The 24,386-nt window shown below is 66.5% G+C and carries 22 protein-coding genes; 18 read left to right on the forward strand and 4 right to left on the reverse strand.

Going from position 1 to position 24,386, the window contains the following annotated elements:
- Positions 1 to 38 precede the first annotated feature (38 nt).
- From ACODSM_RS13875 to ACODSM_RS13885, 3 genes are read right to left on the reverse strand one after another with little or no spacing between them, the layout of a single operon-like run.
- Positions 39 to 3,221, reverse strand: a complete 3,183-nt coding sequence (locus ACODSM_RS13875) for an efflux RND transporter permease subunit (protein WP_488805663.1) — start codon at positions 3,219 to 3,221, stop codon at positions 39 to 41.
- Between the two features lie 15 nt (positions 3,222 to 3,236).
- The gene (locus tag ACODSM_RS13880; RefSeq protein ID WP_488805664.1) at positions 3,237 to 4,430 is read right to left on the reverse strand and encodes an efflux RND transporter periplasmic adaptor subunit; all 1,194 of its coding nucleotides are present in this window, start codon (positions 4,428 to 4,430) and stop codon (positions 3,237 to 3,239) included.
- A 2-nt stretch (positions 4,431 to 4,432) separates the two neighbouring features.
- Entirely contained in the window at positions 4,433 to 5,191 is a 759-nt protein-coding gene (locus tag ACODSM_RS13885) for a TetR/AcrR family transcriptional regulator (protein WP_422846708.1), read from the reverse strand.
- 232 nt (positions 5,192 to 5,423) lie between these two features.
- Here ACODSM_RS13885 and ACODSM_RS13890 point away from each other — a divergent pair, with 232 nt between their 5' ends.
- The 15 genes from ACODSM_RS13890 to msrA all read left to right on the forward strand — a co-directional run bounded on the left by ACODSM_RS13890 (position 5,424) and on the right by msrA (position 21,215).
- Complete coding sequence (locus ACODSM_RS13890; protein ID WP_015014064.1) at positions 5,424 to 6,236, forward strand: GntR family transcriptional regulator; 813 nt, start codon at positions 5,424 to 5,426, stop codon at positions 6,234 to 6,236.
- Between the two features lie 47 nt (positions 6,237 to 6,283).
- A complete protein-coding gene (locus ACODSM_RS13895) occupies positions 6,284 to 7,486 on the forward strand; it encodes an ABC transporter substrate-binding protein (protein WP_488805665.1) in 1,203 nt (400 codons plus the stop codon).
- Positions 7,487 to 7,582: 96 nt separating this feature from the next.
- Entirely contained in the window at positions 7,583 to 8,455 is an 873-nt protein-coding gene (locus tag ACODSM_RS13900; RefSeq protein WP_110959148.1) for a branched-chain amino acid ABC transporter permease, read from the forward strand.
- Positions 8,452 to 9,423: a branched-chain amino acid ABC transporter permease gene (locus tag ACODSM_RS13905; protein ID WP_343736262.1), complete on the forward strand. Its 972-nt coding sequence runs from the start codon at positions 8,452 to 8,454 to the stop codon at positions 9,421 to 9,423. Before ACODSM_RS13900 ends, ACODSM_RS13905 begins: the two co-directional genes overlap by 4 nt.
- The gene (locus ACODSM_RS13910) at positions 9,413 to 10,174 is read left to right on the forward strand and encodes an ABC transporter ATP-binding protein (RefSeq protein WP_110958648.1); all 762 of its coding nucleotides are present in this window, start codon (positions 9,413 to 9,415) and stop codon (positions 10,172 to 10,174) included. The genes ACODSM_RS13905 and ACODSM_RS13910 overlap by 11 nt, the downstream gene beginning before the upstream one ends.
- Entirely contained in the window at positions 10,171 to 10,887 is a 717-nt protein-coding gene (locus ACODSM_RS13915; protein WP_488805666.1) for an ABC transporter ATP-binding protein, read from the forward strand. Before ACODSM_RS13910 ends, ACODSM_RS13915 begins: the two co-directional genes overlap by 4 nt.
- Before the next feature lie 67 nt (positions 10,888 to 10,954).
- Positions 10,955 to 11,920, forward strand: coding sequence for a tripartite tricarboxylate transporter substrate binding protein (locus tag ACODSM_RS13920; protein ID WP_488805667.1), 966 nt, complete (start codon positions 10,955 to 10,957; stop codon positions 11,918 to 11,920).
- Positions 11,917 to 13,203, forward strand: a complete 1,287-nt coding sequence (locus ACODSM_RS13925) for a 3-isopropylmalate dehydratase large subunit (protein WP_488805668.1) — start codon at positions 11,917 to 11,919, stop codon at positions 13,201 to 13,203. Before ACODSM_RS13920 ends, ACODSM_RS13925 begins: the two co-directional genes overlap by 4 nt.
- Positions 13,200 to 13,700, forward strand: a complete 501-nt coding sequence (locus ACODSM_RS13930; RefSeq protein WP_060984377.1) for a LeuD/DmdB family oxidoreductase small subunit — start codon at positions 13,200 to 13,202, stop codon at positions 13,698 to 13,700. The genes ACODSM_RS13925 and ACODSM_RS13930 overlap by 4 nt, the downstream gene beginning before the upstream one ends.
- Positions 13,693 to 15,414 carry a hydantoinase B/oxoprolinase family protein gene (locus tag ACODSM_RS13935; RefSeq protein ID WP_296337652.1) on the forward strand — a complete coding sequence of 574 codons (1,722 nt, stop codon included), beginning with the start codon at positions 13,693 to 13,695 and terminating at the stop codon, positions 15,412 to 15,414. The genes ACODSM_RS13930 and ACODSM_RS13935 overlap by 8 nt, the downstream gene beginning before the upstream one ends.
- Positions 15,411 to 17,495, forward strand: a complete 2,085-nt coding sequence (locus ACODSM_RS13940; RefSeq protein WP_488805669.1) for a hydantoinase/oxoprolinase family protein — start codon at positions 15,411 to 15,413, stop codon at positions 17,493 to 17,495. The genes ACODSM_RS13935 and ACODSM_RS13940 overlap by 4 nt, the downstream gene beginning before the upstream one ends.
- Positions 17,492 to 18,139 carry a cysteine hydrolase family protein gene (locus ACODSM_RS13945; protein ID WP_488805670.1) on the forward strand — a complete coding sequence of 216 codons (648 nt, stop codon included), beginning with the start codon at positions 17,492 to 17,494 and terminating at the stop codon, positions 18,137 to 18,139. The genes ACODSM_RS13940 and ACODSM_RS13945 overlap by 4 nt, the downstream gene beginning before the upstream one ends.
- 8 nt (positions 18,140 to 18,147) lie before the next feature.
- Positions 18,148 to 19,572, forward strand: a complete 1,425-nt coding sequence (locus tag ACODSM_RS13950; RefSeq protein ID WP_295938818.1) for an FAD-dependent oxidoreductase — start codon at positions 18,148 to 18,150, stop codon at positions 19,570 to 19,572.
- 4 nt (positions 19,573 to 19,576) lie between these two features.
- Positions 19,577 to 20,440, forward strand: coding sequence for an isocitrate lyase/PEP mutase family protein (locus ACODSM_RS13955; protein ID WP_488805671.1), 864 nt, complete (start codon positions 19,577 to 19,579; stop codon positions 20,438 to 20,440).
- 229 nt (positions 20,441 to 20,669) lie between these two features.
- On the forward strand, positions 20,670 to 21,215 hold the full coding sequence (gene msrA / locus ACODSM_RS13960; protein WP_488805672.1) for a peptide-methionine (S)-S-oxide reductase MsrA: 546 nt from the start codon (positions 20,670 to 20,672) through the stop codon (positions 21,213 to 21,215).
- A 30-nt stretch (positions 21,216 to 21,245) separates the two neighbouring features.
- On the opposite strand, the gene ACODSM_RS13965 is transcribed toward msrA, so the two are convergent.
- A complete protein-coding gene (locus ACODSM_RS13965; protein ID WP_488805673.1) occupies positions 21,246 to 21,692 on the reverse strand; it encodes a GNAT family N-acetyltransferase in 447 nt (148 codons plus the stop codon).
- Between the two features lie 294 nt (positions 21,693 to 21,986).
- Between ACODSM_RS13965 and ACODSM_RS13970 the strand changes: the two genes are divergently transcribed.
- From ACODSM_RS13970 to ACODSM_RS13980, 3 genes are read left to right on the forward strand one after another with little or no spacing between them, the layout of a single operon-like run.
- On the forward strand, positions 21,987 to 22,412 hold the full coding sequence (locus ACODSM_RS13970) for a transcriptional repressor (RefSeq protein ID WP_488805674.1): 426 nt from the start codon (positions 21,987 to 21,989) through the stop codon (positions 22,410 to 22,412).
- Positions 22,409 to 23,092 carry an ABC transporter ATP-binding protein gene (locus tag ACODSM_RS13975; RefSeq protein WP_488805675.1) on the forward strand — a complete coding sequence of 228 codons (684 nt, stop codon included), beginning with the start codon at positions 22,409 to 22,411 and terminating at the stop codon, positions 23,090 to 23,092. Before ACODSM_RS13970 ends, ACODSM_RS13975 begins: the two co-directional genes overlap by 4 nt.
- The gene (locus tag ACODSM_RS13980) at positions 23,089 to 24,327 is read left to right on the forward strand and encodes an ABC transporter permease (protein WP_488805676.1); all 1,239 of its coding nucleotides are present in this window, start codon (positions 23,089 to 23,091) and stop codon (positions 24,325 to 24,327) included. The genes ACODSM_RS13975 and ACODSM_RS13980 overlap by 4 nt, the downstream gene beginning before the upstream one ends.
- The last annotated feature ends 59 nt before the right edge of the window (positions 24,328 to 24,386 follow it).

The following is a 24,386-nucleotide window of genomic DNA, read 5'->3' on the forward strand; positions in this document are numbered from 1 at the left end:
ATTTCTCCGTGGGGCAGATGTAAGGCCGATCGGGACGATCAGGACAAACCTTCGATTTTAGGCGCTGCCGGAGCGCGTCCCATCTTGCGAAGGGCCCACTGGGCCAAGTCGTCCATGTAGCAATACACCACCGGCACCACCACCAGGGTCAACAGGGAAGACGTAATGACGCCGCCAATCACCGCCTGGCCCATGGGCGCGCGCTGTTCCGAGCCTTCGGACAGCGCAAACGCCAGGGGCACCATGCCGAAGATCATGGCCAGCGTGGTCATAAGGATGGGGCGCAGCCGCACGCGCGCGGCCAGCAGCAGGGCGTCGGCGCGGGGCAGGCCGGGCGCGGTCTGGCCCTGGTCGTTCACGTGCTCCTCGCGGGCGCGGATCGCAAAGTCCACCAGCAGGATGGCGTTCTTGGTCACCAGGCCCATCAGCATCACTACGCCAATGATGGAGAACATCGACAGCGTGGAGCGGAACATCAGCAGCGCCAGCACCACGCCGATCAGCGTGAGCGGCAGCGAGGTCATGAGCGCCAGCGGCTGCAGGAAGCTCTTGAACTGGCTGGCCAGGATCATGTAGATGAAGATGATGGCCATGGCCAGCGCCGAGATGGCGTAGCCAAACGATTCGGCCATGTTCTTCGTGGAGCCGCCAAACTGGTAGCGATAGCCCGGCGGGAAGGTCACGGTCTCCAGCGCCTTCTTGATGTCGTTCGACACTTCACCGGCCGAGCGCTGGGACACGTTGGCGTTCACCGCCACTTCGCGGGTCAGGTCGCGCCGGTTGATTTGGTTGGCGCCGGTGGATTCGGTGACGCTGGCGACCTGGTTCAGGCGCACGATGCGGGTCGTGCCGTCGGCGGCGGCCAGGGCAAAGGGCAGGCGTTCCAGGTCGGCCGGGGTGGTGCGGGCCTCCGGCGCCAGGCGCACGTTCACGTCATAGGTCTGGTCGTCGGGTGCGCGCCAGTTACCCACGGTGGTGCCTGCCACCAGCGTGCGCAGCGACGCCGCCATGGGCGCTACCGACAGCCCCAGGTCCGACGCCACTTCGCGCTTCACATCCAGCGCAATCACGGGCTTGTCGGGCTTGGCACTGGTGTCCAGGTCCACCAGGCCCGGGATGCCGCGGATCTTCTCGGTAACGATTTTGGTCAGACGCTCGAGCTCGCGCAGGTCAGGCCCCTGCAGCGAGAACTCCACCTGCTTCTGTCCGCCCACTGCATCCAGCAGCCCCACATGGGTCACGGTGATGCCGGGCACGGTCTTGAGGCGTTCGCGCAGCACGTCCGACATCTGGTCCACGCTGCGGCTGCGGTCCTTGCGGTCCACCAGCCGCACATAGATGCTGGCGTACATCTTGCCCTGGGCGTTGCCGGTGTTGATGGTGGACAGCGTGTAGCGCACCTCGGGCATCTCGCGCAGGATGGCTTCCACCTGCTTGGCCTTCGCTTCGGTGGCTTCGAGCGACGAACCCACAGGGGTGTAGAAGTTCAGCGTGGTTTCCGAAAAGTCGGCCTTGGGCACGAACTCGGTGCCCAGCAGCGGCACCATGACCACGCTCAACACGAACACCACCAGCGCGATCACCATGGTGGCCAGCTTGTGCACCAGCGACCAGCGCAGGATGTGCTGGTAGCCCTCGGCCAGCGCATCGGTGGCGCGGTCAAACCAGCCGGTGACGCGGCCAATGGTCTTGTCGTAGAAGGTGACGGGCGCCGTCTTGTGGCCGTGCGCATGGATGCTGGGGTCGTGCCACACGCTCGACAGCATGGGGTCGAGCGTGAAGCTCACAAACATCGAGATCATCACCGCCGCGACGATGGTGATGCCGAACTCGTGGAAGAACTTGCCGATGATGCCGCCCATGAAGCCGATGGGCATGAACACCGCCACGATGGACAGCGTGGTAGCCAGCACCGCCAGGCCGATCTCCTGCGTGCCGTCCATGGCGGCCGCGTAGGCGCCTTTGCCCATTTGCACATGGCGCACGATGTTCTCGCGCACCACGATGGCATCGTCGATCAGCAGGCCCACGCACAGGCTCAATGCCATCAGCGTGATCATGTTGATGGTGAAGCCGAACATGTTCATGAACAGGAACGTGCCGATCAGCGCGATGGGCAGGGTCAGCCCCGTGATGACAGTGGAACGCCAGGAGTTCAGGAACAAAAACACGATGAGCACCGTGAGGATGGCCCCCTCGATCAGCGTCTGGCGCACGTTGTTCACTGCCACGCGGATGGGGCGGGCACTATCGCCAATGGTTTCGAGCCGCACGCCGGGCGGCAGCTGGTTCTTCAGTTCCACCACGGCGGCGTTCAGGCCATCGACCACCTCGATGGTGTTCTCGCCCTGCGACTTTTGCACCGACAGCAGCAGCGTGCGCTGGCCGTTGTAAAGCGCCAGGCTTTCCACCTCTTGCGCGCCGTCGTTCACGCGGGCGACCTGGTCCAGGCGCACCGGCGCTCCGTTCTTGCGGGCGACGATGATCTTGCCGAAGTCCTCGGGCCGCTCCATGCGCGCGTCGATCTGCACCACGCGCTCCTGCGCCAGCGACCGGATCGCGCCCACGGGCAGGTCCTGGTTCTCGTTGCGCACGGCATTGGCTACCTGGTCGGGCGTCACGCCAAAGGCCTCCAGCGCCTGCGGATTCAGGTAGATGTTGATTTCGCGCTTGGTGGCGCCCACCAGGTTCACCGCGCCCACGCCACGCACGTTCTCCAGGCGCTTTTTCAGGATCTGCTCGGCCCAGGTGGTCAGTTCTACCGCGCTGCGGTCCGACTTTTCGTCAGGCAACACGGCCAGGGACCACACGGCGCGGCTGGCGGGGTCGAAGCGCAGCACGCGCGGCTCCTTCACTTCGGTGCGCAGCAGGGGGCGCACGGTGGCCACCTTTTCACGCACGTCTTCAGCGGCCTTGCGGCCGTCGATGTGCAGTTGGAACTCAATGATGACAACCGCCGTGCCCTCGTAGCTGCGGGAGGTGAGGGCGTTGATGCCCGCGATCGAGTTGACGCCTTCTTCGATCTTCTTGGTGACCTCGCTCTCGACGACTTCAGGCGACGCGCCGGGGTAGTCCACGGTGACCACCACCACCGGGAAGTCGATATTGGGGAACTGATCGACCTTGAGGCGCTGGTACGAGAACAGGCCCAGCACGACGATGGCGAGCATCACCATCGTGGCGAACACGGGGTTTTTGAGGCTGACTTTGGTGAACCACATGGCGAGTCAGCCCGCTCAGGGTGTCGTGCGCGAGGCAGCTTGCGCGGGCGCAGGCGCGGAGGCCTGGGGCACGACAGCGGCCTGCGCTGCGGTCACGGGCGTGCCTTCGCGCAGCGAGCCCATGCGGCCCGCAATGACGGTGGTGCCCACGGTCACGCCATCCACCGCCACCAGGGTCTGTCCGTTGACCATGGCGCGGGCGCCGGTCTGCACCGGTGCATAGGCCACGCGGCCGTCCTTGATGGTCTGCAGGTAGGGGGCTGGCTTGTCGGTGCGCACAGCGTCCAGCGGCACGGTCAACACCTGGGCGCTGCCGGTGGTCAGCAGGCCTTGCACAAACAGGCCCTGGCGCAGGCTGGCGGTTTGGGCCGGCTGGTCTACCCGCAGATAGACCGGCACCGTGCGGCTGCCCGTCTGGGCGCTGGGGTTGATGCGCACCACCGTCGCTTGCACCGGGGTTGTCGCGCCTTCCACCGTCAGTTGGGCCTTCTGGCCCACGCGCACGGCCAGCGAATCGGCGGGGGTGAGCAGGGCTTCGAGTTCCAGGCGGGACAGGTCCACCACTTCAATGATGCGGGCGTCCACCGGCACCCGCTCGCCCGGCTGGGCAAGGCGCTGCGCGACCAGGCCGCTGATCGGGCTCTTGAGCACGGTGTCCTCCAGCGCCTTGCGCGCCACGTCAGCAGCCGACACAGCGGCCTGGTAGCTGGACTGCGCTGCCTCCAGGCTGGCCTGCGAAGTGACCAGCGCGGTGGCGGAGATAAAGCCCTGGTCCACCAGCGCGCGGTTGTTGTTGTACTGCCGCTGGTTGATGTCCACCTGCGACTTGGCGGCGTCGGCTTGCTGCTGGGCCTGGCGCAGTCGAGCGCGGGCTTCGGTGGGGTCGATTCGTGCCACTTCCTGGCCCGCCTTGACGGTATCGCCCTCGCGCAAGGTCAGGCCCTGCAGTTCGCCCGCCACACGGGCCTTCACCATGGCCGAGTCCACCGCGCGCAAAGAGCCCGACACCGGCACCCCCAACGAGAGCTGGGACGACTGCACGGTGACCACCTCATCGGCAGCCAGTTGCAGCGGAGCCTCGGCGCGCTGGGTAGATGCCTCGGCCAACGCCTTTTGCTGCGCCTGCCGCGCCGCCATGGCCCGCCACACGCCACCACCGAGCAACACTACAACGATGGCCGCAGCCATCCAGGGAATCCAGCGTTTCATGGTCAGGAGGTGCGCGAGCGCTTGGCGGAGGGGGTGAGAGAAGAGGGGGAGGGTTGTGCGCCAGCCGACGGATCGTGACTGGCGCTTGTGCCGGCGGATGCCTCAGGGCGCACACACAGGCCGTGGAGGATGTTGTCCGCCTGGGTCTCGATGTACTGCTCGGGCGTCATCTCCATCGAGTCGGGTACGCAGGCGCCCAGCGAGTGTTTCCACAGCGTCAAAAAGATCATGGGCGCCAGCACCAAGTACACCGCGTAGTCCAGGTTCACCGGGCGGAACTCGCCCCGGGCAATGCCCCGCTCCAGGATGCGTCGCACCAGCGCCTGGCCGGGAAGGATGACCTCTTGCTGATAGAACTGGGCGATTTCGGGGAAGTTTTGCGCCTCGCTCAGCATCAGCTTGGTGATGCCGGATGCCTTGGTGGCGCCGATGCGCTCCCACCAGACCTGATAGCAATACCGCAGCACCTCGCTGGTGGTGCCCACGAAGCTTTCCAGCTCGTTGTTCCATTCGGCAAAGCGCCCGGCGATGTTCTCGCGAACCACCGCCTTGAAGAGTTCTTCCTTGCTGGGGAAGTACAGAAACAGCGTGCCTTTGGACACTCCGGCGCGCGCCGCCACCTCGTCCACCCGTGTGGCGGCAAACCCCTTCTCGACAAACAGGTCGAGTGCGGCCTCCAGCAGCTCTCCCGGGCGGGCTTCCTTGCGGCGCTCGCGTTTGGTGCTGGTCGTGGCAGTGGAGGTTGGGGGGGGAGTGGTCAAACCGGCTATTTTTAATGACTGACTGGTTAGTAATGTAGCCAATGCCTGTAGGTGCGTCAATGCGGCCGTGCCCTGTGCCGCCAAAAAAGGCGCGTGTTGGGTGTCGAAGCGCCGTTGGCTGGCACGGCGGTTGCGTGCACTCGGTGCTGTGCACCGGCAACGCAAATGTCCTCAGCATGGCAAATTTCACTCCTAAATGTCTTATTGACAGGACATTAGAACTATTCCTAATATGACCTCCATGCCGTCCAACAACCTGCCACTCCCCAAGTACCACCAGATCTATCTGGTGCTGCGCGAGCAGTTGCAGGAGGGCCGGTTTGCCGATGGCCTGCCGGGCGAGCTGGCGCTGATGCGGCAGTTCGCTGTGGCGCGTGTGACGGTGCGCCGCGCGCTGGAGCTGCTGGAGGGCGAGGGCATGATCTCCCGCGAGCCCGGCCGGGGCACCCGGCCGGTCCCCCCCGCTGCGACCCACGCAAACGACGCAGGTGGCGACGGCGAAAACAGCCGGGCGCACCTGACCGGCCTGCTGGAGAACCTGGTCAGCATGGGCCTGCGCACCTCCGTCAAGGTGCTGGATGTGGATACCGTTACCGCGTCCCGCGCGGTGGCCGGGGCGCTGAACATCGCAGTCGGCGATGCCGTGCAAAAAGCGGTGCGCGTTCGTAGCACCAAAGAGGGGCCGCTGTCGCATATCACCACCTATGTCCCTGCCGACATAGCGCGCCAGTTTGGGCGGCGTGAGCTGGCACGCAAACCCATTCTGGTGCTGCTTGAAGAATCCGGCGTCAAGGTAGGCCGCGCGCACCAGACCATTTCGGCCAAGCTGGCCGATGCCGTGGTGGCCAGGCACCTGGATGTCTCGGTGGGATCGGCGCTGCTGGCCGTGCGCCGCCTTATCTATGACGACCAGGAGCGCCCGGTGCAATGGCTGCACGGGTTGTACCGGCCCGACCGCTACGAATACGAAATGCAGCTGTCCCGCGTGGGCAGCATCGATGCCAAGGTCTGGGTCAGCAAAGAGCTGTCGGCCCAGTTTCACTGAATTTCATCCCCCACCTCCAACCCTACCTACCTGCCAGGAGAATGCCCATGAGTACTCGCCGCCATTTCATCTCCCAGTCGGCCGCCGCCGCGTCGGCACTGGCCTTCCCACTGGTGGGCGGTGCCCAGGCCAAGTCCGTCAAGGTGGGGGTGCTGCACCCCGTGACCGGGGCACTGGCCTATTCGGGCCAGCAATGCCGTGAAGGCGCGATGATGGCCATCGAGGACATCAACAAGGCGGGCGGCATCAAGGCCCTGGGCGGTGCCAAGCTCGAAGCGCTGCTGGGCGACGCGCAGTCGCAGCCCCAGGCCGGTGCCGCCGAGGTCGAGAAGATGAATGAAGCGGGCGTTTCAGCCGTGGTGGGGGCGTTTGCCTCGGCCATCTGCCTGGCCACCACGCAGGCCGCCGCCAAATACAACCTGCCGCACATCGTGGACGTGGGTGTGGCCGACCAGATCGTGGAACGGGGTCTGAAGAACACCTTCCGTTTTGGCCCGGGCTACAAGAAGTGCACTGAAACCGCCATGGCCAACCTGCATGTGCTGAACACCGCAGCCGGCAAGCCCGCCAAGACGGTGATGATCATCCACGAGGAATCGCTGTTTGGCTCAGGCACTGCTCAGCTGCTGTCGCGCGAACTGCCGGGCTACGGCTACGAAGTCAAGGAGGTCATCAAGCACGCCAATCCCACGCGCGATTTCAACAACATCGTGCTGCGCATGAAGGCGGTGAACCCGGACATCGTCATCCCCGCCAACTACTACAACGAATACGCGCTGCTGGTGCGCACCATGCAGCAGCAAAAAGTCACGCCCAAGGCCATCTATTCGGTGCTGGGCGGTGCGGCGTCGAGCTACAAGTTCGTCAAGGAGTTTCCGGACGCAGCCAACGGCATCATCGACTGCAACCACTGGTTCAACCCCAAGGACAAGCGCGCGCAGGACCTCAAGAAGCGCGTCGAGGCCAAGGGCCTGTTCTTCAGCTACGAGCTGTTCATGACTTACACCTCGATGTGGCTGCTGGCCGATGCGCTGGAGCGTGCCAAGTCGGCAGACCGCGCGGCGCTGATCGACGCACTGGAAAAGAGCACCTTTGCCGATCACATCATGCCGTACGGCCCCACCAAGTTCGTGGCCGGGCAGAACCAGGGCGCCCAGCCGCTCATGACCCAGGTGCTGAACAAGGACATCAAGGTCATCATCCCGCGCGACTACCGCGAAGCGGACCCGCTCTTTCCGCTGAAGGCCTGACACCCACCAACTTTCAGCCCTGACGACAGGGGCTGCGGGGCGCTCTTCGCCGGGGCGCCAGGCCGCGCCTTTGCCTGCCGGGCGCCAACTCCCTCCATGTTCGACCTCAGCATCCTCTTTCCGTCGGTCCTCAACGGCCTGACCACGGGCGCGGTGTATGCCCTTATCGCGCTCGGGCTCACTCTGATCTATGGCGTGCTGCACATCATCAACTTCGCGCATGGCGCGTCGCTGATGCTGGCGCTGTACGCGGTGTACCTGCTCAAGCAGCACTTCGGGCTGGACCCCTATCTGGCGCTGCCCATCCTTGTGCCGGGCATGTTTGCCCTGGGTTATGCGCTGCAGCGCCTGGTCATCAACCGCGCCAGCCATGGCAAGGACGAAAACATCCTGCTCGTCACGCTGGGCATTTCCATCGTGATGGAAAACCTCGCGCTGCTGTTCTTCAAATCCGACACGCGCACCATCGACACGGCCTACACCCTCACCACCGTGGCGGTGGGGCCCGCCATGATCGCCTTGCCCAAGCTGGTCGCCTTTGCTGGCGCGCTGGTGGTGTCGGCCGTGCTGCTGTGGATCGTGGGCCGCACCGACCTGGGCCGCGCCATCCGCGCCGTGGCCAAGGAGAAGCACGGCGCCAAGCTCATGGGCATCAACGTGGACCATGTGTATGCCATGAGCTTTGGAATTGGTCTGGCCTGCCTGGGCGCTGCCGCCTGCTTTCTGCTGCCCGCGTACTACGTGAACCCGCAGGTGGGCAGCGGCTTTGTCCTGGTCGCGTTCACCATCGTGGTGTTGGGCGGCATGGGCAGCTTTACCGGCGCGCTGGTGGGCGGTCTGCTGATCGGGGTGGTGGAGTCGCTGGGCGGCCTGTACCTGGGTGAATCGCTGGGCCAGATCGGCATCTTTGCCATCTTCATCGCAGTGTTGCTGTTCCGCCCGCAGGGCTTGTTTGGAGCCAAGGCATGAAGCAGCTTGCAAGCATTGGATTGTTTGCCGTCGTCGTGGCGGCCATCGCGGCGTTTTCCGACTCCGGCGTGTTGCTCAACTTCGTGATGATGTCGCTCTACGCGGCACTGCTGGCGCAGGCGTGGAACATCCTCGGGGGCTTTGGCGGTCAGTTCTCGTTCGGGCACGCATTGTTCTTCGGAACGGGCGCCTACATCCAGGCCATTGCCCAGATGCAAGGGGGCATCAACCCCTGGGTGGCTTTGCCCATGGCGGTGGCTGGTAGCGCGCTGGTGGGGCTGTTCGTGGGCGGGCTGTCGTTCCGCTACGGGCTCAAGGGCTCGTACTTTGCGCTGGTCACGCTGGCTTTTGCCGAGGTGTTTCGCATCCTGGCGCTGTCGGTGCCGTTCACCGGCGCAGGCGTGGGGCTGATGCTGCCGCTCAAGGAGTCGCTCTCCAACATGCAGTTTGGCTCGCGCAAGGGCTTTGTCTTCCTGATCCTTGCGCTGGTCACGCTGGCGCTGCTGGTCAGCTGGTGGCTCAAGAACTCGCGCTTTGGTGCCTGGCTGCAGGCCGTGCGCGACAACGAAGACGCGGCGCGCGCCATCGGCGTCAATCCATTCGGCGTGAAGATGGGCGCCATTGCCCTGTCGGGCGGCTTCATGGGGGCAGCCGGGGCGTTCTATGTGCAGGTGTTCCAGTACATCGACCCAGGCATTGCCTACGGTTCGGTCACGTCGGTAGAGGCCCTGGTGGCGGCCATCGTGGGTGGCATTGGCACTGTCTGGGGGCCTGTGCTGGGTGCGCTGGTGCTGCACATCCTGGCCGACGTCACGCGCAACCTGTTCGGCCAGCTGCCCGGCATCAACATGGTGATTTACGGCGTGGTGCTGGTGCTCATCGTGATGTTCCTGCCCCGTGGCATTGCGGGCATCGGACAGTCGGTGGTGGCGGTGTGGAAACGTTCGGGAGGCCGCCATGGCGAATGACCTGTTGCAGCTCAGCGGGCTGAGCAAATCCTTCGGCGGCCTGAAGGCCGTGCAAAACGTGAGCCTGGCGGTGCCTGAGGGTTCGTTGACCGCACTGATCGGCCCCAATGGAGCAGGCAAGACCACGCTGTTCGCCCTGATGTCGGGCTTTGTGCGGCCCGACACAGGCACCGTGCGCTTTGCGGGCCAGGACATTACCGGCCAGGCCCCGCACCTCAACGCCCGACTGGGCATGACGCGCACCTTCCAGATCGTGCAGCCATTCGCAGCGCAGACCGTGCGTGAAAACATTGCCGTGGGCGCCCACCTCAAGGAGCCCAATCGCCGTGCCGCCCTGGAGTTGGCCAGCGAAGTCGCAGCCCGTGTAGGCCTGGCCCCGCAGCTGGACAAACCCGCGGCCGACCTCACGGTAGCCGGCCGCAAGCGCCTGGAGCTGGCGCGCGCCCTGGCCACCCGGCCGCGCCTGCTGCTGCTCGATGAAGTGCTGGCCGGCCTCAACCCCCAGGAGATTGCCGAGATGATTCCCGTGGTGCGCGGCATTGCCGATGGTGGCGTGACCGTGTTGATGATCGAACACGTCATGCAGGCCGTGATGAACCTGGCCGAGCATGTGTGGGTGCTGGCCCAGGGCCAGCTCATCGCGCAGGGCAACCCCGCGCAGGTCACCTCGGACGAGCGCGTGATCGAGGCCTATCTGGGCCACGGCACCGCCGCCCGTTTGCGCGCCGCCGCACCGCAGGAGGCTGCATGAGCACCTCTCCCTTGCTGGAAATCACCGGCCTGCGCGGCGGCTACGGCCGGGTGGAAGTGCTACGGGGTGTGGATCTGCAGGTGCTGCCTGGCGAAACCGTGGCGCTGCTGGGCAGCAACGGCGCAGGCAAGTCCACGCTCAACAACGTGGTCTGCGGCATCTACAAGGCCTGGGCGGGCAAGGTGGCGTTTGATGGGACCGACCTCAGCGGCGCCCACTACACCGACGTCGTCAAGGCGGGTCTGATCCAGGTGCCCGAAGGCCGCAAGATCTTCCCCAACCTGAGCGTGATGGAGAACCTGGCGCTCGGCAGCTTCACCCGGGCACGCGAGCGCCGCGCCGAGAACATCGATAAGGTGTTTGCCACCTTCCCGCGCCTGAAGGAGCGCACCCTGCAGCTCGCCGGCACCATGAGCGGCGGCGAGCAGCAGATGCTGGCCATTGGCCGCGGAATGATGGCCGAGCCGCGCCTGCTCATCCTTGACGAGCCTTCGTTGGGCCTGTCGCCGCTGCTGGTCGAAGAGATGTTTGGCCTGATCCGACAGTTGCGCTCCACAGGCCTGGCGGTAATGCTGGTGGAGCAGAACGTGGGCCAATCCCTCGAAATCGCCGACCGCGCCTACGTGATGGAAAACGGAAGCATACGCTTCTCGGGTGCCCCCGCCGATCTGTTGCGCAGCGACGACCTGCGCCGCGCCTATCTGGGGCTGTGATGCCTGCACTTGCCCCGCAAGCCACCACCCCACAAGTCACAAAACCACAGGATTGGAGACACACCCCATGACTTTACGCCGTCACATCTTGGTTGCCCTGGGCGCCGCGCCCGCCCTGTGGCAGGGCCCGCTCGCGCTGGCCCAAGGCAATACCCCCATCCGCATCCTGGTGGGGGCGCCAGCCGGTGGCTCCACCGACACGCTGGCGCGCACCCTGGCCATCGAAATGGGCCGCCTGCTGGGCCGCACCGTCATTGTCGAGAACCGGCCTGGCGCGGGCGGCAACATCGCGGCCGACGCAGTGGCCAAGGCCGCGCCCGATGGCAATACCCTGCTGATGAGCTTCACCAGCCATGCCATCAACGCCAGCCTGTACAAGACGCTGCCGTTCGACCCCATCAAGGACTTCACGCCGCTGACCTGCGTGGCGACCTCGCCCTCGGTGCTGGTGGCCAACCCCGCCGTGCCCGCCAAGGATGTGCGGGAGCTGATCGCCCTGGCCAAGGCCAAGCCCGGCAAGCTCAACTTTGCGATCGGCGCCGTGGGCTCGTCGCTGCACCTGGCGGGGGACGCGTTCAAGATGCAGTCGGGTGCTTACATCGTCAACATTCCGTACCGGGGTACTGCGCCCGCGCTGCAGGATGTGCTGGCCGGGCAGGTGGAGCTGATGTTTGCCGCCGTGGGCAACGCCCAGGCGCAGATCCGCGCGGGCAAGCTCAAGGCGCTGGGGGTGACCAGTGCGCAGCGCCTGCCCGCGTTCCCCGATGTGCCCGCGATTGCCGAGGTGCTGCCCGGTTATGAGTCCAGTGCCTGGTTCGGGCTGTTCGGCCCGGGGCAGATGAACCCGGAGCTGGCCAAGCGCATCAGCGATGCCGCGCGCCAAGCCATAGCCTCGCCCGATGTGAAGCGGCGCCTGGAGCACGAAGGTGCCGTGCCCGTGGGCAACAGCCCCGAAGAGTTTGCGCGCTTTGTGCAGGCCGAGATCCCGCGCTGGGCCAAGGTGGTGCAGTTTTCCGGAGCCAAGCCCGAATGAGCCTCCCATCCAGCCCCCCGAGCACGCTGGCGCAGAAGCTCGTGGCCCGCGCCAGTGGCCGCGACCGCGTCACGCCCGGCGAGATCGTCAATTGCCGCGTCGATCTGGCCATGTTCCACGACTCGTCCGGCCCGCGCCGGCTCAAGCCCATGCTGGAAGAGCTGGGCGCCCAGATCTGGGACAAGCGCCGCGTGGTCTTGGTGATGGACCACTACCTGCCCGAGCGCGACGACGAATCCCGCCGCATCGTGCGCATCGCCCGCGACTGGGCGCGCGAGCAGGATTTGCCCCATGTGTACGACGGCCAGGGCATCTGTCATGTGGTGGTGCCGCAGCACGGCCACATCCGCCCCGGCATGTTCTGCGTGGGTGGCGACTCGCATTCGCCCACGGGCGGCGCGTTTGGCGCGTATATGTTCGGCATCGGCAGCACAGAGATGCTGGGCGTTGTCGTGACCGGAGAAATCTGGCTGCGCGTGCCGCACACCCTGCAGATGCACTGGAGCGGCCAGCTGGCTGCGGGCGTGACCGCCAAGGACATGATGCTGCACATGATTGGCCGCTTTGGCATGAACGGCGGCCAGTACCAGGCCGTGGAATTTGCCGGGCCCGCCGTGCAGGCACTGGGCATGCAAGAGCGCATGACCCTGTCCAACATGAGCGCAGAGCTGGGCGCCCAGGCCGGGCTGATTGCCCCCGACGTCACGACAAGCGACTCGCTGCGGGCTGCGGGCGTGCCCGATGCGGACCTGCAGGGGCTGGATGCCTGGCGCACGGACGAAGGCGCCGACCTGACCCGCCACACTTTCGACGCCACCACACTCACGCCCCATGTCGCCGCCCCGCACAGCCCCGCCAATGCAGCCCCCGTGGCGCAGCACACAGGGCAGGGCATCGATGTGGCGTACATCGGCGCCTGTACCGGTGCCAAGCTGGACGACCTGCGCGCCGCCGCCAGCGTGCTGCGCGGCCAGCGAGTGGCGCCCGGCGTGCGCCTGATGGTGGCGCCCGCCAGCCAGCGCGACCAGGCCGCTGCCCAGGCCGAAGGTGTGCTGCAGGTGCTGCAGGACGCAGGGGCCGAGCTGTTTCCCACCACCTGTGGGGCCTGCGCGGGCTATGGCGACACGGTGGGCGACGCCACCAACGTCATCTCCAGCACGGCGCGCAACTTCAAGGGCCGCATGGGCTCGCCCACGGCGCAGGTGTACCTGGCCTCGCCCTACACGGTGGCGGCCTCGGCCCTGCGCGGCTGTATTACCGACCCCCGGGAGGTGCTGGCATGACGAGTATCCACCGCGTCTGGAAGTTGGGCGCTGACATCGACACCGACGTACTGGCCCCCGGCCACGCCATGAAGCACGGCATTGACGTGCTGGCACGGCACTGCCTTGAATCCGTTCGCCCCGACTTCGTGGGAGGAGTGCGCAAGGGCGACGTGATCGTGGCTGGGCCCAACTTCGGCATTGGCTCCTCGCGCGAGCAGGCGGCTGCCGTGCTGGTGCGCCTGGGCGTGGCGGCGGTGATTGCGCCGTCGTTCAGCGGCCTCTACTTTCGCAACGCATTCAACCTGGGCCTGCTGCTGCTGACCTGCCCTGAGGCCGAGTCCATCGGGGAGGGGGAGGGCATCACCCTGAACGAGCAGACACCTTCGGTCACCACCGCCCAGGGGCGTGTGCTGGCCTGCGACCCGATTCCCCCGTTTCTTTTAGACATGGTGCGCGCCGGTGGGCTGATGAACCAGCTGCGCGCCCGCTTTGGCAAGGAGCCCCTGCATGGCTGAACACACACCCACCCCGCGGCCCATGGACCCAGTCATGGACCCGGTCACCTTGGCCGTGCTGCGCGGTCGGCTGGAACAGATCGCCGACGAGATGGACGCCACGCTCTACCGCAGCGCGTTCAATCCCATCATTGCCGAGGCGCATGACGCCTGCCACGGCCTGTACGACGCCACCACGGGCGACACGCTGGTGCAAGGAAAGTCCGGTCTGCCGGTCTTTGTGGGTGCCATGGCCTTTGCCGTGCGCGCGGCCATGCGGGCGGCGGGCGAGCGCGGCGGCATCACGGCGGGGGATACCTGGCTGTTCAACGACCCCTACGAGGGCGGCACCCACGCCAACGACTTCAAGCTGGTGCGCCCGTTCTTCCGCAACGGGCAGCTGTTCTGCTTCCTGGCGTCGGCCGCGCACTGGCACGACGTGGGCGGCAACGTGCCCGGCAACTACAACCCGGCTGCTACCGAGTGCTGGCAAGAGGCAGTGCAGATTCCGCCCGTGCGCATCGTGCGCGGCGGCGTGTTCGACGACGACGTGCTCGCCATCCTCAAGGCCAACACCCGCCTGCCCGACAGCCTGTGGGGCGACCTGAATGGCCAGCTGGCCGCGCTGGACCTGGGCGAGCGCCGCCTGCACGACCTGTTGGACCAGTACGGCGATGCCCAGGTTCAGCAGGCCATGGGCGAGCTGCGCACGCGCGCCGTCAAGCTCATGCAGTCGCACATCGCGGCGCTGCCCGACGGGCGCTACAGCTTCAGCGACATCCTGGACAACGACGGCGTGAAGGACGAGCCGCTGACCATTGCGCTCGACATGACGGTGCAGGGCGACCGCCTGACGCTCGACTTCTCGCGCACCTCGCCGCAGTGCGCGGGGCCGGTCAATATCTCACGCGCCACGGCCATTGCGGCGTGCTATGTAGCGCTCAAGCACTTGTTCCCTGATGTGCCTGCCAATGCGGGCGTGCTGGACGCGGTGGACTTTGTGCTGCCCGAGGGCCTGGTCATCAGCGCCGCGCGCCCGCGGCCCGTGGGTGGCTACACCGAGACCATCCTGCGCATGATCGATGTGATCTTCAGCGCCACCGCGCAGGCTGACCCGAAGCGCGCCATGGCCCAGGCCTACGGCACGATCAACGCGCTGTCCATCGCCGGGCTGCGCACCGACCCAGCGCGCAAGGGCCAACGCTGGGTGATGTTCAGCTTCTTCGGCGGCGGCCACGGCGGGCACAGCGATGGCGATGGCCTGAGCCACGGCAACGCGCCCATCTCCACCGCCACCATCCCGCCGCTCGAAATTCTGGAGGCTGCGTACCCCGTGCGCTTCACGCAGTGGGCGTTGCGGCCCGATTCGGGTGGCGACGGCCAGCACCGGGGTGGCCTGGGCGCTATCTATGAGATTGAGCTGCTGGAGCAGGATGCCGAGGTGTTCATCTTTGGCGAGCGTGGCAAGGCCGCACCCCAAGGCATTTCGGGCGGTAGCGCCGGTTCCATGAACGTCTTCAGCTATGAAAACGATAGTGAATGGAAGCAGCCGCCCATGCGCTCCAAGATGATTGGCATCCGCCTGAAGCAGGGCGAGCGCGTGCGCCTGGAAACCCCCGGTGGCGGTGGCTACGGTGCCCCAGCCGCGCGGGATGCAGCAGCGCGTGAGAAGGATCTGGCGATGGGCTATGTGACAGCCCCTACCGCACTGACAGCAATGAAAGGCAAGGCATGAGCAGCGGCAAGGTTTCGGACAAGGCTTTGAGCGAGGCGTCCTATGTGGTGGGCGTGGACGTGGGGGGCACCTTCACCGACCTGTTCGTGCTGGACGAGCGTGACGGCAGCGCCCGCATCGTCAAGGTGCCCAGCACCCGGGGCGAGGAGGCGCGTGGCTTCATGAATGGCGTGGCGCGTGTGGCCGACTCGGCCGGGCAGATCGCCACCATCGTGCACGGCACTACCGTGGGCACCAACGCGCTGCTGGAGCGCAAGGTGGCGCGCACCGGCATCATCACCACGCGCGGCTTTCGCGATGTGCTGGAGATGCGCCGCCGCGACCGGCCCCAGACCTGGGGCCTGCGCGGCAGCTTCGAGCCCATCGTGCCGCGCGACTTGCGGCTGGAGGTGGACGAGCGCGTGCTGGCCGACGGCACGGTGCACACACCGGTGGATGTGGAGCAGGTCAAGGCGCAGGCGCGCGCGCTGCTGGAGGCGGGCTGCGAGGCCGTCTGCGTATTCTTCATCAACACCTACGCCAACCCCGCCAACGAACAGGCCGCCGTGGCCGCCGTGCGCAGCGTGTGGCCCAACCCGCATGTGACGGCCGCGAGCGAGGTGCTGCCCGAAATCCGCGAGTTCGAGCGCTGCTCCACCGCCACGCTCAACGCATCCCTGCAGCCCGTGGTGGGCAGCTACCTGGAGCGGCTGGAAGGTGACCTGCGCACGCAGGGCTTTGGCGGCGAACTGCTCATCGTGCAGAGCAACGGCGGCGTGATGTCGCGCCAGACGGCCTGCGATGTGCCGGTGCGCACCGCGCTCTCAGGCCCCGCTGCGGGCGTGATTGCCTGCGCGGCCATTGCGCGTGCGGCGGGTTTCCCCGATGTGATCACGGGCGACATGGGCGGTACCTCGTTCGACGTGTCCCTCGTGGCCAAGGGCGAGGCGGCGTTGGCCGCACAAACGGCCATCGATTTCGGCATGGTGGTGCGCTCGCCCATGATCCAGATCGAGACCATTGGCGCGGGCGGCGGCTCCATTGCCTCGGTAGACGCCAGCGGCATGCTGCAGGTGGGCCCAGAGTCGGCCGGCAGCATCCCCGGCCCGGCCTGCTATGGACGGGGCAACACGCGCCCCACGGTGACCGATGCCAATGTGCTGCTGGGCCGCATTGCCGCAGACCGCCCTCTGGGCGGTGGCCTGCTGGCCACCATGGACGCGCAAAAGTCGCGCGACGCCATCGAGACCCATGTGGCCCAACCCCTGGGCCTGGATGTGATGGCAGCCGCCGAAGCCATCCTCACGGTGGCCAACGCCAAGATGGCGGGCGCCGTGCGCGTGGTGTCCATCGAGCGCGGGCACGACCCGCGCCAGTTTGCCTACATGCCGTTTGGCGGCGGCGGCGCACTGCATGTGTGCGCCATGATGCGCGAGGTGGGTGTGGGCACGGGCATCGTGCCGCGCTACCCGGGCGTGACCTCGGCCCTGGGCTGCGTGATGGCTGACATGCGCCACGACGCGGTGCAGACGCTGAACAAGCCCCTGGCCGACCTGGATGTGGCCGACCTGCGCCAGCGCGTGGCCACACTGGCCGCCACCTGCCAGCAGCGGCTGGATTCGGCGGGCGTGAAGTTTGTGGAAGTGCAGGAAATCATTGCGCTCGACATGCTCTACGCCGGGCAGACCCACACCGTGCAGGTGCCCGTGGCTGGCGATGCGCTGAGCCACGAGGGCATCCGCGCCGCGTTCGAGGCTGCCTATCGCGCCGCCTTTGGCCGCGTGCTCGAGGGCATTGCCGTGCGGGTGATGAACCTGCGCTACGCCCGCGTAGGCGTGCGCCCCAAGTTCGATCTGACGGTGCTGGCCCCGCAAACCACCACCGTGAACCCATCGCTGGGCGTGCAGCGCGTGTTTCACGTCGGCCGCTGGTGGGACGCCGCGCGCCACGCACGCCTGGACCTGCCCGTGGGCACCCGCATCGACGGCCCGGCCATCCTGGAGCAGCCCGACACTACGGTGTGGCTGGAGCCTGGCTTCAGCGCCACGGTGGACCCGCTGGGCAATCTGCTGGTGCGGGCCGGCGGGGAGGGCGCAGCATGAGCCACGGCGCATCCACCCTGAGCATCCACCCGCGCCACACGGCGCTGGTCATCATCGACCTGCAAAACGACTTTTTGGCGCCGGATGGCGCCTACGCGCGCGGCGGCGCGGTGAGCGCAGCCGCCCAGGCCTTGCCGCCCCGGGTGGCTGCTGTCGCAAAGGCGCTCAAGGCCGCAGGCGGCATGGTGGTGGGCAGCCAGTTCACCCTGTGGCCTGACGCGCAAGGCGAGCCCATGGTCTCGCCCCACCTCAAGGCCTTGCGCCCCTTTCTGCGGCGCGGCGACTTTGCGCCCGGCAGCACAGGCCAGGCGCATGTGGCCGAGATCGCACCGTGGGTGGACGTGTCGGTGTGCAAGGTGGCGTATTCGGCTTTCTTCAACACCCAGCTCGACTGGGTGCTGCGCCGCGCGGGCATCACCACCGTGGCCGTGTGCGGCATCGTCACCAACGGGGGCGTGGCCAGCACGGTGCGCGATGCGCACATGCGCGACTACCAGACGCTGGTGCTGTCCGACGGCTGCGCGGCCTTCAGGCAGGAAGTGCACGATACCTCGCTGGCCGACATGGCCAACGTGGCCCAGGTGCTGACCTGCGCCGACTTTGCGGCCGCCGTGACGGCCGCTGTTGCGGCCCCTTCCGCATGAATGCGCCCATGAGCACGCCTACGACCACGCCCCGCATCTGCTATGCCGAGCACCTGCCCGGCACCGTGGCGCAAGACGCCCATGTGCCGGTGCTCATCGTGGGTGGCGGTGCCTGTGGGCTGACTGCGGCGCTGATGCTGCACGACGCCGGTGTGGAATGCGCGGTGCTGGAGCGCGATGCCACGCCTTTGGGCTCTTCGGCCCTGTCATCCGGCTTTATCCCCGCGCCTGGTACGCAGGCGCAGAGCGCGGCGGGCATTGACGACAGCCCTGAGCGTTTTGCCGCTGACATCAGCGCCAAGGCCAAGGGCAGGGCGGCGTCCCACTTGGTGCAGGCCTACGCCCAGGCCATCGGCCCGGCGCTCGATGCACTGCAAGCACGCCACGGTCTGCATTGGCAGGTGCTCGATGGATTCTTGTACCCCGGCCACAGCGTGCGCCGCATGCACGCCACGCCCGAGAAAACCGGCGTGGGCCTGATGGGCCGCCTGGCCAACGCGGTGACGGCGGCGGACATTCCGCTCATCACCGAAGCCACCGTGCGCGAGCTGTGGGTCAATGCCCAGCAGCGCGTGATCGGCGTGGGTTACGAGCGGCCCGATGGCACCCTGGAGCACCTGGCCTGCGACGCACTGATCCTGGCCTGCAACGGTTTTGGCGGCAACCCGTCCATGGTGCGCGAGCTGCTGCCCGAGATGCGCGATGCGCTGTTCGCCGGCCACACCGGCAACGACGGTAGCGCCATCGCCTGGGGCCAGGCGTTAGGCGCCCGGCTGGCCGACCTGGGCGGCTACCAGGGCCACGGCTCCTGGGCCATTCCACAGGGCGCGCTGATCTCGTGGGCGCTGATGATGGAAGGCGGCATCCAGGTCAATGCGCTGGGCGAGCGCTTTCACGACGAGACACAGGGCTACTCCGAGGCGTCGGTGCATGTGCTGGCGCAGCCGGGCGGCGTGGCGTGGAATGTGTTCGACGCGCCCATCCTCGCGCTGGCGCGTGGATTTCCGGATTTTGTGGACGCCGAGGCGGCCGGTGCCGTCAAGCACTGTGACAGCGTGCAGGCGCTGGCGGCCACCATCGGCTGCGAAGAATCAAAATTGATAGCTACTCTCGCAAGCCTGGCAAGCGCTAGCGGCCAAAACGACCAAATCCGCCGCATCTTTGCGCGTCCACTGCAGGCCCCGTTCTGCGCCGTCAAGGTGACGGGCGCGCTGTTCCACACCCAGGGCGGGCTGGACATCGACGCCCAGTGCCGCGTGCTCAGCCAGCACGGCCAGCCATTTCCCAATCTGCTGGCTGCAGGCGGCGCCGCGCGTGGCGTGTCGGGCGATGCGGTGTGGGGATATCTCTCCGGCAACGGCCTGCTCAGCGCCGTGGCTGGTGGCTACATCGCAGCGCACACGGCGGCCGATCTGACCCGCCAGAAAGTCTGAAGACATGACCATCTCATCGTTGAAAGAACGCCTGCACGAACCCCGCGCCATCCTGGCCCCCGGCGTGTACGACGCCCTGAGCGCTCTGGTAGCCGAGCAAGCGGGCTTTGAGGCGCTGTACCTCTCGGGCGCCTCCATTGCCTACACGCGCCTGGGCCGCTCCGACGTGGGCCTGACCACCTACACCGAGGTGGAAGACACCCTGGCCCGCATCACCGAACGCGTGCGCACGCCGGTCATCGTTGATGCCGACACGGGCTTCGGCAACGCGCTCAACACCCAGCGCACCGTGCGCGGCTTTGAGCGCGCTGGCGCGGCCATGATCCAGATCGAGGACCAGGGCTTTCCCAAGCGTTGCGGGCATCTGGACGGCAAGACGGTGGTGCCGGTGGGCGAAATGTGCGGCAAGCTCAAGGCCGCGCTGGACGCGCGCTGCAACGCCCACACGCTGATCCTGGCCCGCACCGACGCGCTGGCCGTCGAGGGCATCGACGCCGCCTTCAACCGCGCCGAGGCGTACCTGGAATGTGGTGTGGATGCGCTTTTCATCGAAGCCCTGCGTACTCCCGAGCAGATGGACGCGGCCTGCCAGCGCTTTGCCCACCGCATCCCGCTGCTGGCCAACATGGTCGAAGGCGGCAAGACACCGATCCAGAGCGCGGCCGAGCTGCAGCAGCGCGGCTTTCGCATCGTGATCTTTCCCGGCGGCACCGCCCGCGCCGTGGCGCACACGCTGCAGGGCTACTACGCCAGCCTGCACACGCACCAGACCACGGCGCCCTTCAAGGACCGGATGATGGACTTTGACGGCCTGAATGCGCTGATTGGCACGCCCGAGCTGATGGAACAGGGGCGACGGTACGAGTAAGCCGCCGACGGTTCACGAACCTGTTCTAAGAGCGGCTAACAAAACTCAGCGAAGTGGCCCTGGCTAGGCGTTTCGCCGCAGGCAGTACAAGTAGTACGACAAGGCGAGACAACGACGCCAGGGGAGTTTTGTTAGCCGCTCTAAGGCCAATGCCCCCGCCCGCACTACGGAGGGTGAGGGCGCGTACCATGCATCCAACGTTCTTCCCCCGAACTGCATGGAGACCCACATGGCCCACAGCCCACAAACCATCACTCTCGGCGGCGGCTGCTTTTGGTGCACCGAAGCCGTTTTCGACCGCGTGCGCGGCATCACCGACGTGGAAAGCGGCTACACCAACGGCCACACCATCAACCCCACCTACGAGCAGATCTGCCAGGGCGATACCGGCCATGCCGAGGTGGTGCGTCTGACGTTCGATGCCGACGAGATCAGCCTGGAGGAGATTCTGGAAATCTTCTTCCATACCCACGACCCGACCACCCTCAACCGCCAGGGCAACGATGTGGGCACGCAGTACCGCAGCGGCATCTACTACGACAACCCCGACCACGGCGAGATCGCCAACGCCATGATCCGCCAGATGTCGCAAGACAAGCTGTTTGGCGCGCCCATCACCACCGAGGTGAAGCCGCTGCAAAACTACAGCACGGCCGAGGCCTACCACCAGGACTACTTTGCCAAGCACCCCAACGCGGGCTACTGCGCGTTTGTGGTGGGGCCCAAAGTGGAGAAGTTCAGGAAGACGTTCGCACGGTATCTGAAGGGGGCGTAGCACGGGCTGGATGCGGCAGGAAGTCCTTATCTAAAGCGCCAGCCGGTACGAAACAAAGTCCATGCGTTGGGCGAACTGGGAGTACAGGGCTTGTGTCGAGGTGTTCGACTGCCGCGTGCGCCAGTGCAACACCGAGCAACCGCGCCGCCGTGCCTCGACGGCGACCGCCTCTATGAGCGCTTTCCCCATTTTTTGACCACGGGCTTCGGGCGCTACGTACAGATCTTGAAGATGGCAGTTGTCCTCGGTGCTCCAGGTGGATGCGTGATAGTAAAAATGGGCGAAGCCGACGGCGTGATCTAGGACCGCTGCGATGCCGTGAAGATTGATCTCGGGATGGATAAGCTTTGCGTACGTGGCCTGGGGATCTGGGGTACTTGAGGACGAAGCACTCGTTGCGACGTATGAGAGCCACATCGTCTTCCAGGCTTCGAATGGCAGGGTTTGGATCGGAATAAAGCTGGGTAGCATGGGCATGCTTTCGAAGCAATTTATCTGGGGGCACCCCACAGGAACTGCGCAACTGATTTGCGGGACATTCTAGAAGCCTGTGTTTGCACCGATGTTTCACACTGAGTGGGATGGCAGCGATTGGAGGCGGTGACGCAAACGCATTCCATCTTGTGGCCGTTGTGCGTCACGGGGCGCGATCCACATACCGGGCATAATGCAACCCAATTGCGTTACAGCCTTGGCACAACGCGCAGCGCCATGCCCACCCCAGCCCCCTTATTCCCCGACCGTCTTACAGCCTGGTCCCTCCCGCCCGGCATGCGCGCCACCCGCGCAACACGGGCTTTGGCGGCGCTATACGCGGCACGGCCGAACGCGGCCCTGTCCGAACCCGAGGTTGAAGCGGCCCTGGCCGAAGCAGGTGTTGCAATCAACAAGGTCACCGTCTATCGCATGCTCGACCGCTTTGCTGCCGCTGGGCTGCTGCACAAGCAGGTCGATGCCGCCCGCGTGATGCGGTATGCGCTGGCCCCGCAGGGGGAGGAGGGCGCCGCACCGCGCTTTGAATGCGATGACTGCCATCGCCAGTTCCGCCTGTCGCAGGGTTCGGCCAAGGTGCAAAAGGCCCTCCAGCAGGTGTTGCAGGCGCTGGCCACCGCAGGGCATGAAAGCCTGGCGGTGGACGTTGCCGTGCACGGACGCTGTGCCGACTGTGCTCACCCGGCCGAGGGTGCCGCCGCATGATTCGCACGCGGGGGCTTTCTTACACCTATGCCACGGGCGGTGCGGCGCCGCTGCGCTTTCCGGATGTGGATCTACGCCAGGGCGGCACGCTGCTGCTGCGGGGGCGCTCGGGCACCGGCAAATCCACCTGGCTGGCGCTGATGGCGGGGCTGCGCGGTGCCAGCGGGGGCGACCTGTTTGTGGCGGGCACCCAGCTGGGCACGCAGCGCGGGGCCGAGATTGATGCCTGGCGTGCCCGCAACATCGGCTTTCTGCCGCAGAAGCTGTACCTCAGCAGTGCACTCACCGTGGCGGACAACCTAGCGCTGGCTTACTTTGCGGCCGGGCTGCCGCGCGACGATGCGGCCATCCACCGCGCACTCACCGAAGTGGGCGTGGCCGAACTGGCCGCCCGCAAGCCGCACCAGCTCTCCGGTGGGCAGGCGCAGCGTGTGGCGTTGGCGCGGGCTGTTCTGCTGGCGCCGCAGGTGCTTCTGGCCGACGAGCCCACGGCCAGCCTGGACGACGAGGCGGCTACGGATGCGTTGGCCCTGCTGCAGCAGAGCGCCGCCGCCTGCGACGCCAGCCTGGTGATAGCCACGCATGACCAGCGTGTGGTGTCCGCCCTGGCGGGTGTCCAGACCCTCGATTTGAATGAAATCGGCCCAGAGCGTCGGTTGAATATGCCTGAACAGCTATGAATTCAGGAGTATTCAAGCTCGCTCGCCTGTCGTGGCGCTACCTCTGGTCCCGCCCGCTGGCGGCCGTGCTCAACCTGCTGGTGCTCACGCTGGGTCTCGCAGCCATCACGCTGGTGCTGCTGGTGGCCACGCAGCTCGACAAAGCGTTCGAGCGCGACCTGAGAGGCATCGACCTGGTAGTGGGCGCCAAGGGCAGCCCGCTACAGCTCATTCTGGCGGGCGTGTTCCACATAGACGTGCCCACCGGCAACATCCCGCTGCAAGAGGTGCAGGCGCTGCAGAAGAACCCGCTGGTGGCGCAGGTCATCCCGCTCAGCCTGGGCGACAGCTACCAGGGCTTTCGCATTGTGGGCACCACGCCGGACTACATCACGCACTACGGGGCCACGCTGGCCGAAGGCGCGCTGTGGCAGCAGCCCATGGACGCGGTGCTGGGCGCCAGCGTGGCGCGTGGCATTGTGAAAGCCAGCCACCAAGGCGCGCCGCTGGTCGGCGCCACCTTCATCGGCAGCCACGGCCTGGGTGGAGGAGGGCATGCCCATGGTGACCACCCCTACCGCGTGAGCGGCGTGCTCGTGCCCTGCGGCTGTGTGCTGGACCGGCTGATCCTGACCAGCACCGAATCCGTCTGGATGGTGCACGAGACCGCCACAGCCAACGATGCCGAAGACCTGGAAATTCTGAAGGAAGAGCGCGAGGTGACTGTGGCGCTGGTGCGCTACCGCACGCCCATGGCGGCCATCACGTTGCCGCGCCTGATCAACGGCGTCACATCGATGCAGGCGGCGGCGCCAGCTATCGAAGTCACACGCCTGCTGCGCCTGCTGGGCGTAGGGGCCGATGTGCTGCGCGCCTTTGGCGGCGTGCTGCTGGCCGTGGCCGCGCTCAGTGTGTTCATCGCCTTGTGGAATGCCGTGCGCGAGCGCCGCGCTGACCTGGCCATGCTGCGCATGCTGGGCGCCCCCCCGGGCCGCGTGGCCGGGCTGGTGCTGTGGGAGGCGCTGTGGCTGGCCGCGCTCGCGTCCATGCTGGGGCTGCTGCTGGGCCACGGGCTGGCGCAGGTCTTGGGTTGGGCTTTGCAGGCGCAAGGGTTGCTGCCGGTGACAGGCTGGATCTGGCTGCCCGCCGAAGGCGGGGTGCCGCTGCTGGCCGCAGGCGTGGCGGCGCTGTCGGCTCTGCTGCCGGCCATGCAGGCCTACCGGACCGATGTGGCCGACTTGCTCAGCCAGCCATGACCGTCCCGTTGAACACCCCCGTTTTTGTTTGACCCAATTCTCTGAATCACCTGGAAGGA

The organism is Acidovorax sp. FG42, from assembly GCF_057809195.1.

What these genes read in the sequence shown, in the direction of transcription:
- ACODSM_RS13875 (WP_488805663.1), bottom strand. Translation starts at nt 3,221, where the DNA reads ATGTGGTTCACCAAAGTCAGCCTCAAAAACCCCGTGTTCGCCACGATG.
- ACODSM_RS13880 (WP_488805664.1), bottom strand. Translation starts at nt 4,430, where the DNA reads ATGAAACGCTGGATTCCCTGGATGGCTGCGGCCATCGTTGTAGTGTTG.
- ACODSM_RS13890 (WP_015014064.1), top strand. Translation starts at nt 5,424, where the DNA reads ATGACCTCCATGCCGTCCAACAACCTGCCACTCCCCAAGTACCACCAG.
- ACODSM_RS13895 (WP_488805665.1), top strand. Translation starts at nt 6,284, where the DNA reads ATGAGTACTCGCCGCCATTTCATCTCCCAGTCGGCCGCCGCCGCGTCG.
- ACODSM_RS13900 (WP_110959148.1), top strand. Translation starts at nt 7,583, where the DNA reads ATGTTCGACCTCAGCATCCTCTTTCCGTCGGTCCTCAACGGCCTGACC.
- ACODSM_RS13905 (WP_343736262.1), top strand. Translation starts at nt 8,452, where the DNA reads ATGAAGCAGCTTGCAAGCATTGGATTGTTTGCCGTCGTCGTGGCGGCC.
- ACODSM_RS13910 (WP_110958648.1), top strand. Translation starts at nt 9,413, where the DNA reads ATGGCGAATGACCTGTTGCAGCTCAGCGGGCTGAGCAAATCCTTCGGC.
- ACODSM_RS13915 (WP_488805666.1), top strand. Translation starts at nt 10,171, where the DNA reads ATGAGCACCTCTCCCTTGCTGGAAATCACCGGCCTGCGCGGCGGCTAC.
- ACODSM_RS13920 (WP_488805667.1), top strand. Translation starts at nt 10,955, where the DNA reads ATGACTTTACGCCGTCACATCTTGGTTGCCCTGGGCGCCGCGCCCGCC.
- ACODSM_RS13925 (WP_488805668.1), top strand. Translation starts at nt 11,917, where the DNA reads ATGAGCCTCCCATCCAGCCCCCCGAGCACGCTGGCGCAGAAGCTCGTG.
- ACODSM_RS13930 (WP_060984377.1), top strand. Translation starts at nt 13,200, where the DNA reads ATGACGAGTATCCACCGCGTCTGGAAGTTGGGCGCTGACATCGACACC.
- ACODSM_RS13935 (WP_296337652.1), top strand. Translation starts at nt 13,693, where the DNA reads ATGGCTGAACACACACCCACCCCGCGGCCCATGGACCCAGTCATGGAC.
- ACODSM_RS13940 (WP_488805669.1), top strand. Translation starts at nt 15,411, where the DNA reads ATGAGCAGCGGCAAGGTTTCGGACAAGGCTTTGAGCGAGGCGTCCTAT.
- ACODSM_RS13945 (WP_488805670.1), top strand. Translation starts at nt 17,492, where the DNA reads ATGAGCCACGGCGCATCCACCCTGAGCATCCACCCGCGCCACACGGCG.
- ACODSM_RS13950 (WP_295938818.1), top strand. Translation starts at nt 18,148, where the DNA reads ATGAGCACGCCTACGACCACGCCCCGCATCTGCTATGCCGAGCACCTG.
- ACODSM_RS13955 (WP_488805671.1), top strand. Translation starts at nt 19,577, where the DNA reads ATGACCATCTCATCGTTGAAAGAACGCCTGCACGAACCCCGCGCCATC.
- msrA (WP_488805672.1), top strand. Translation starts at nt 20,670, where the DNA reads ATGGCCCACAGCCCACAAACCATCACTCTCGGCGGCGGCTGCTTTTGG.
- ACODSM_RS13965 (WP_488805673.1), bottom strand. Translation starts at nt 21,692, where the DNA reads ATGCCCATGCTACCCAGCTTTATTCCGATCCAAACCCTGCCATTCGAA.
- ACODSM_RS13970 (WP_488805674.1), top strand. Translation starts at nt 21,987, where the DNA reads ATGCGCGCCACCCGCGCAACACGGGCTTTGGCGGCGCTATACGCGGCA.
- ACODSM_RS13975 (WP_488805675.1), top strand. Translation starts at nt 22,409, where the DNA reads ATGATTCGCACGCGGGGGCTTTCTTACACCTATGCCACGGGCGGTGCG.
- ACODSM_RS13980 (WP_488805676.1), top strand. Translation starts at nt 23,089, where the DNA reads ATGAATTCAGGAGTATTCAAGCTCGCTCGCCTGTCGTGGCGCTACCTC.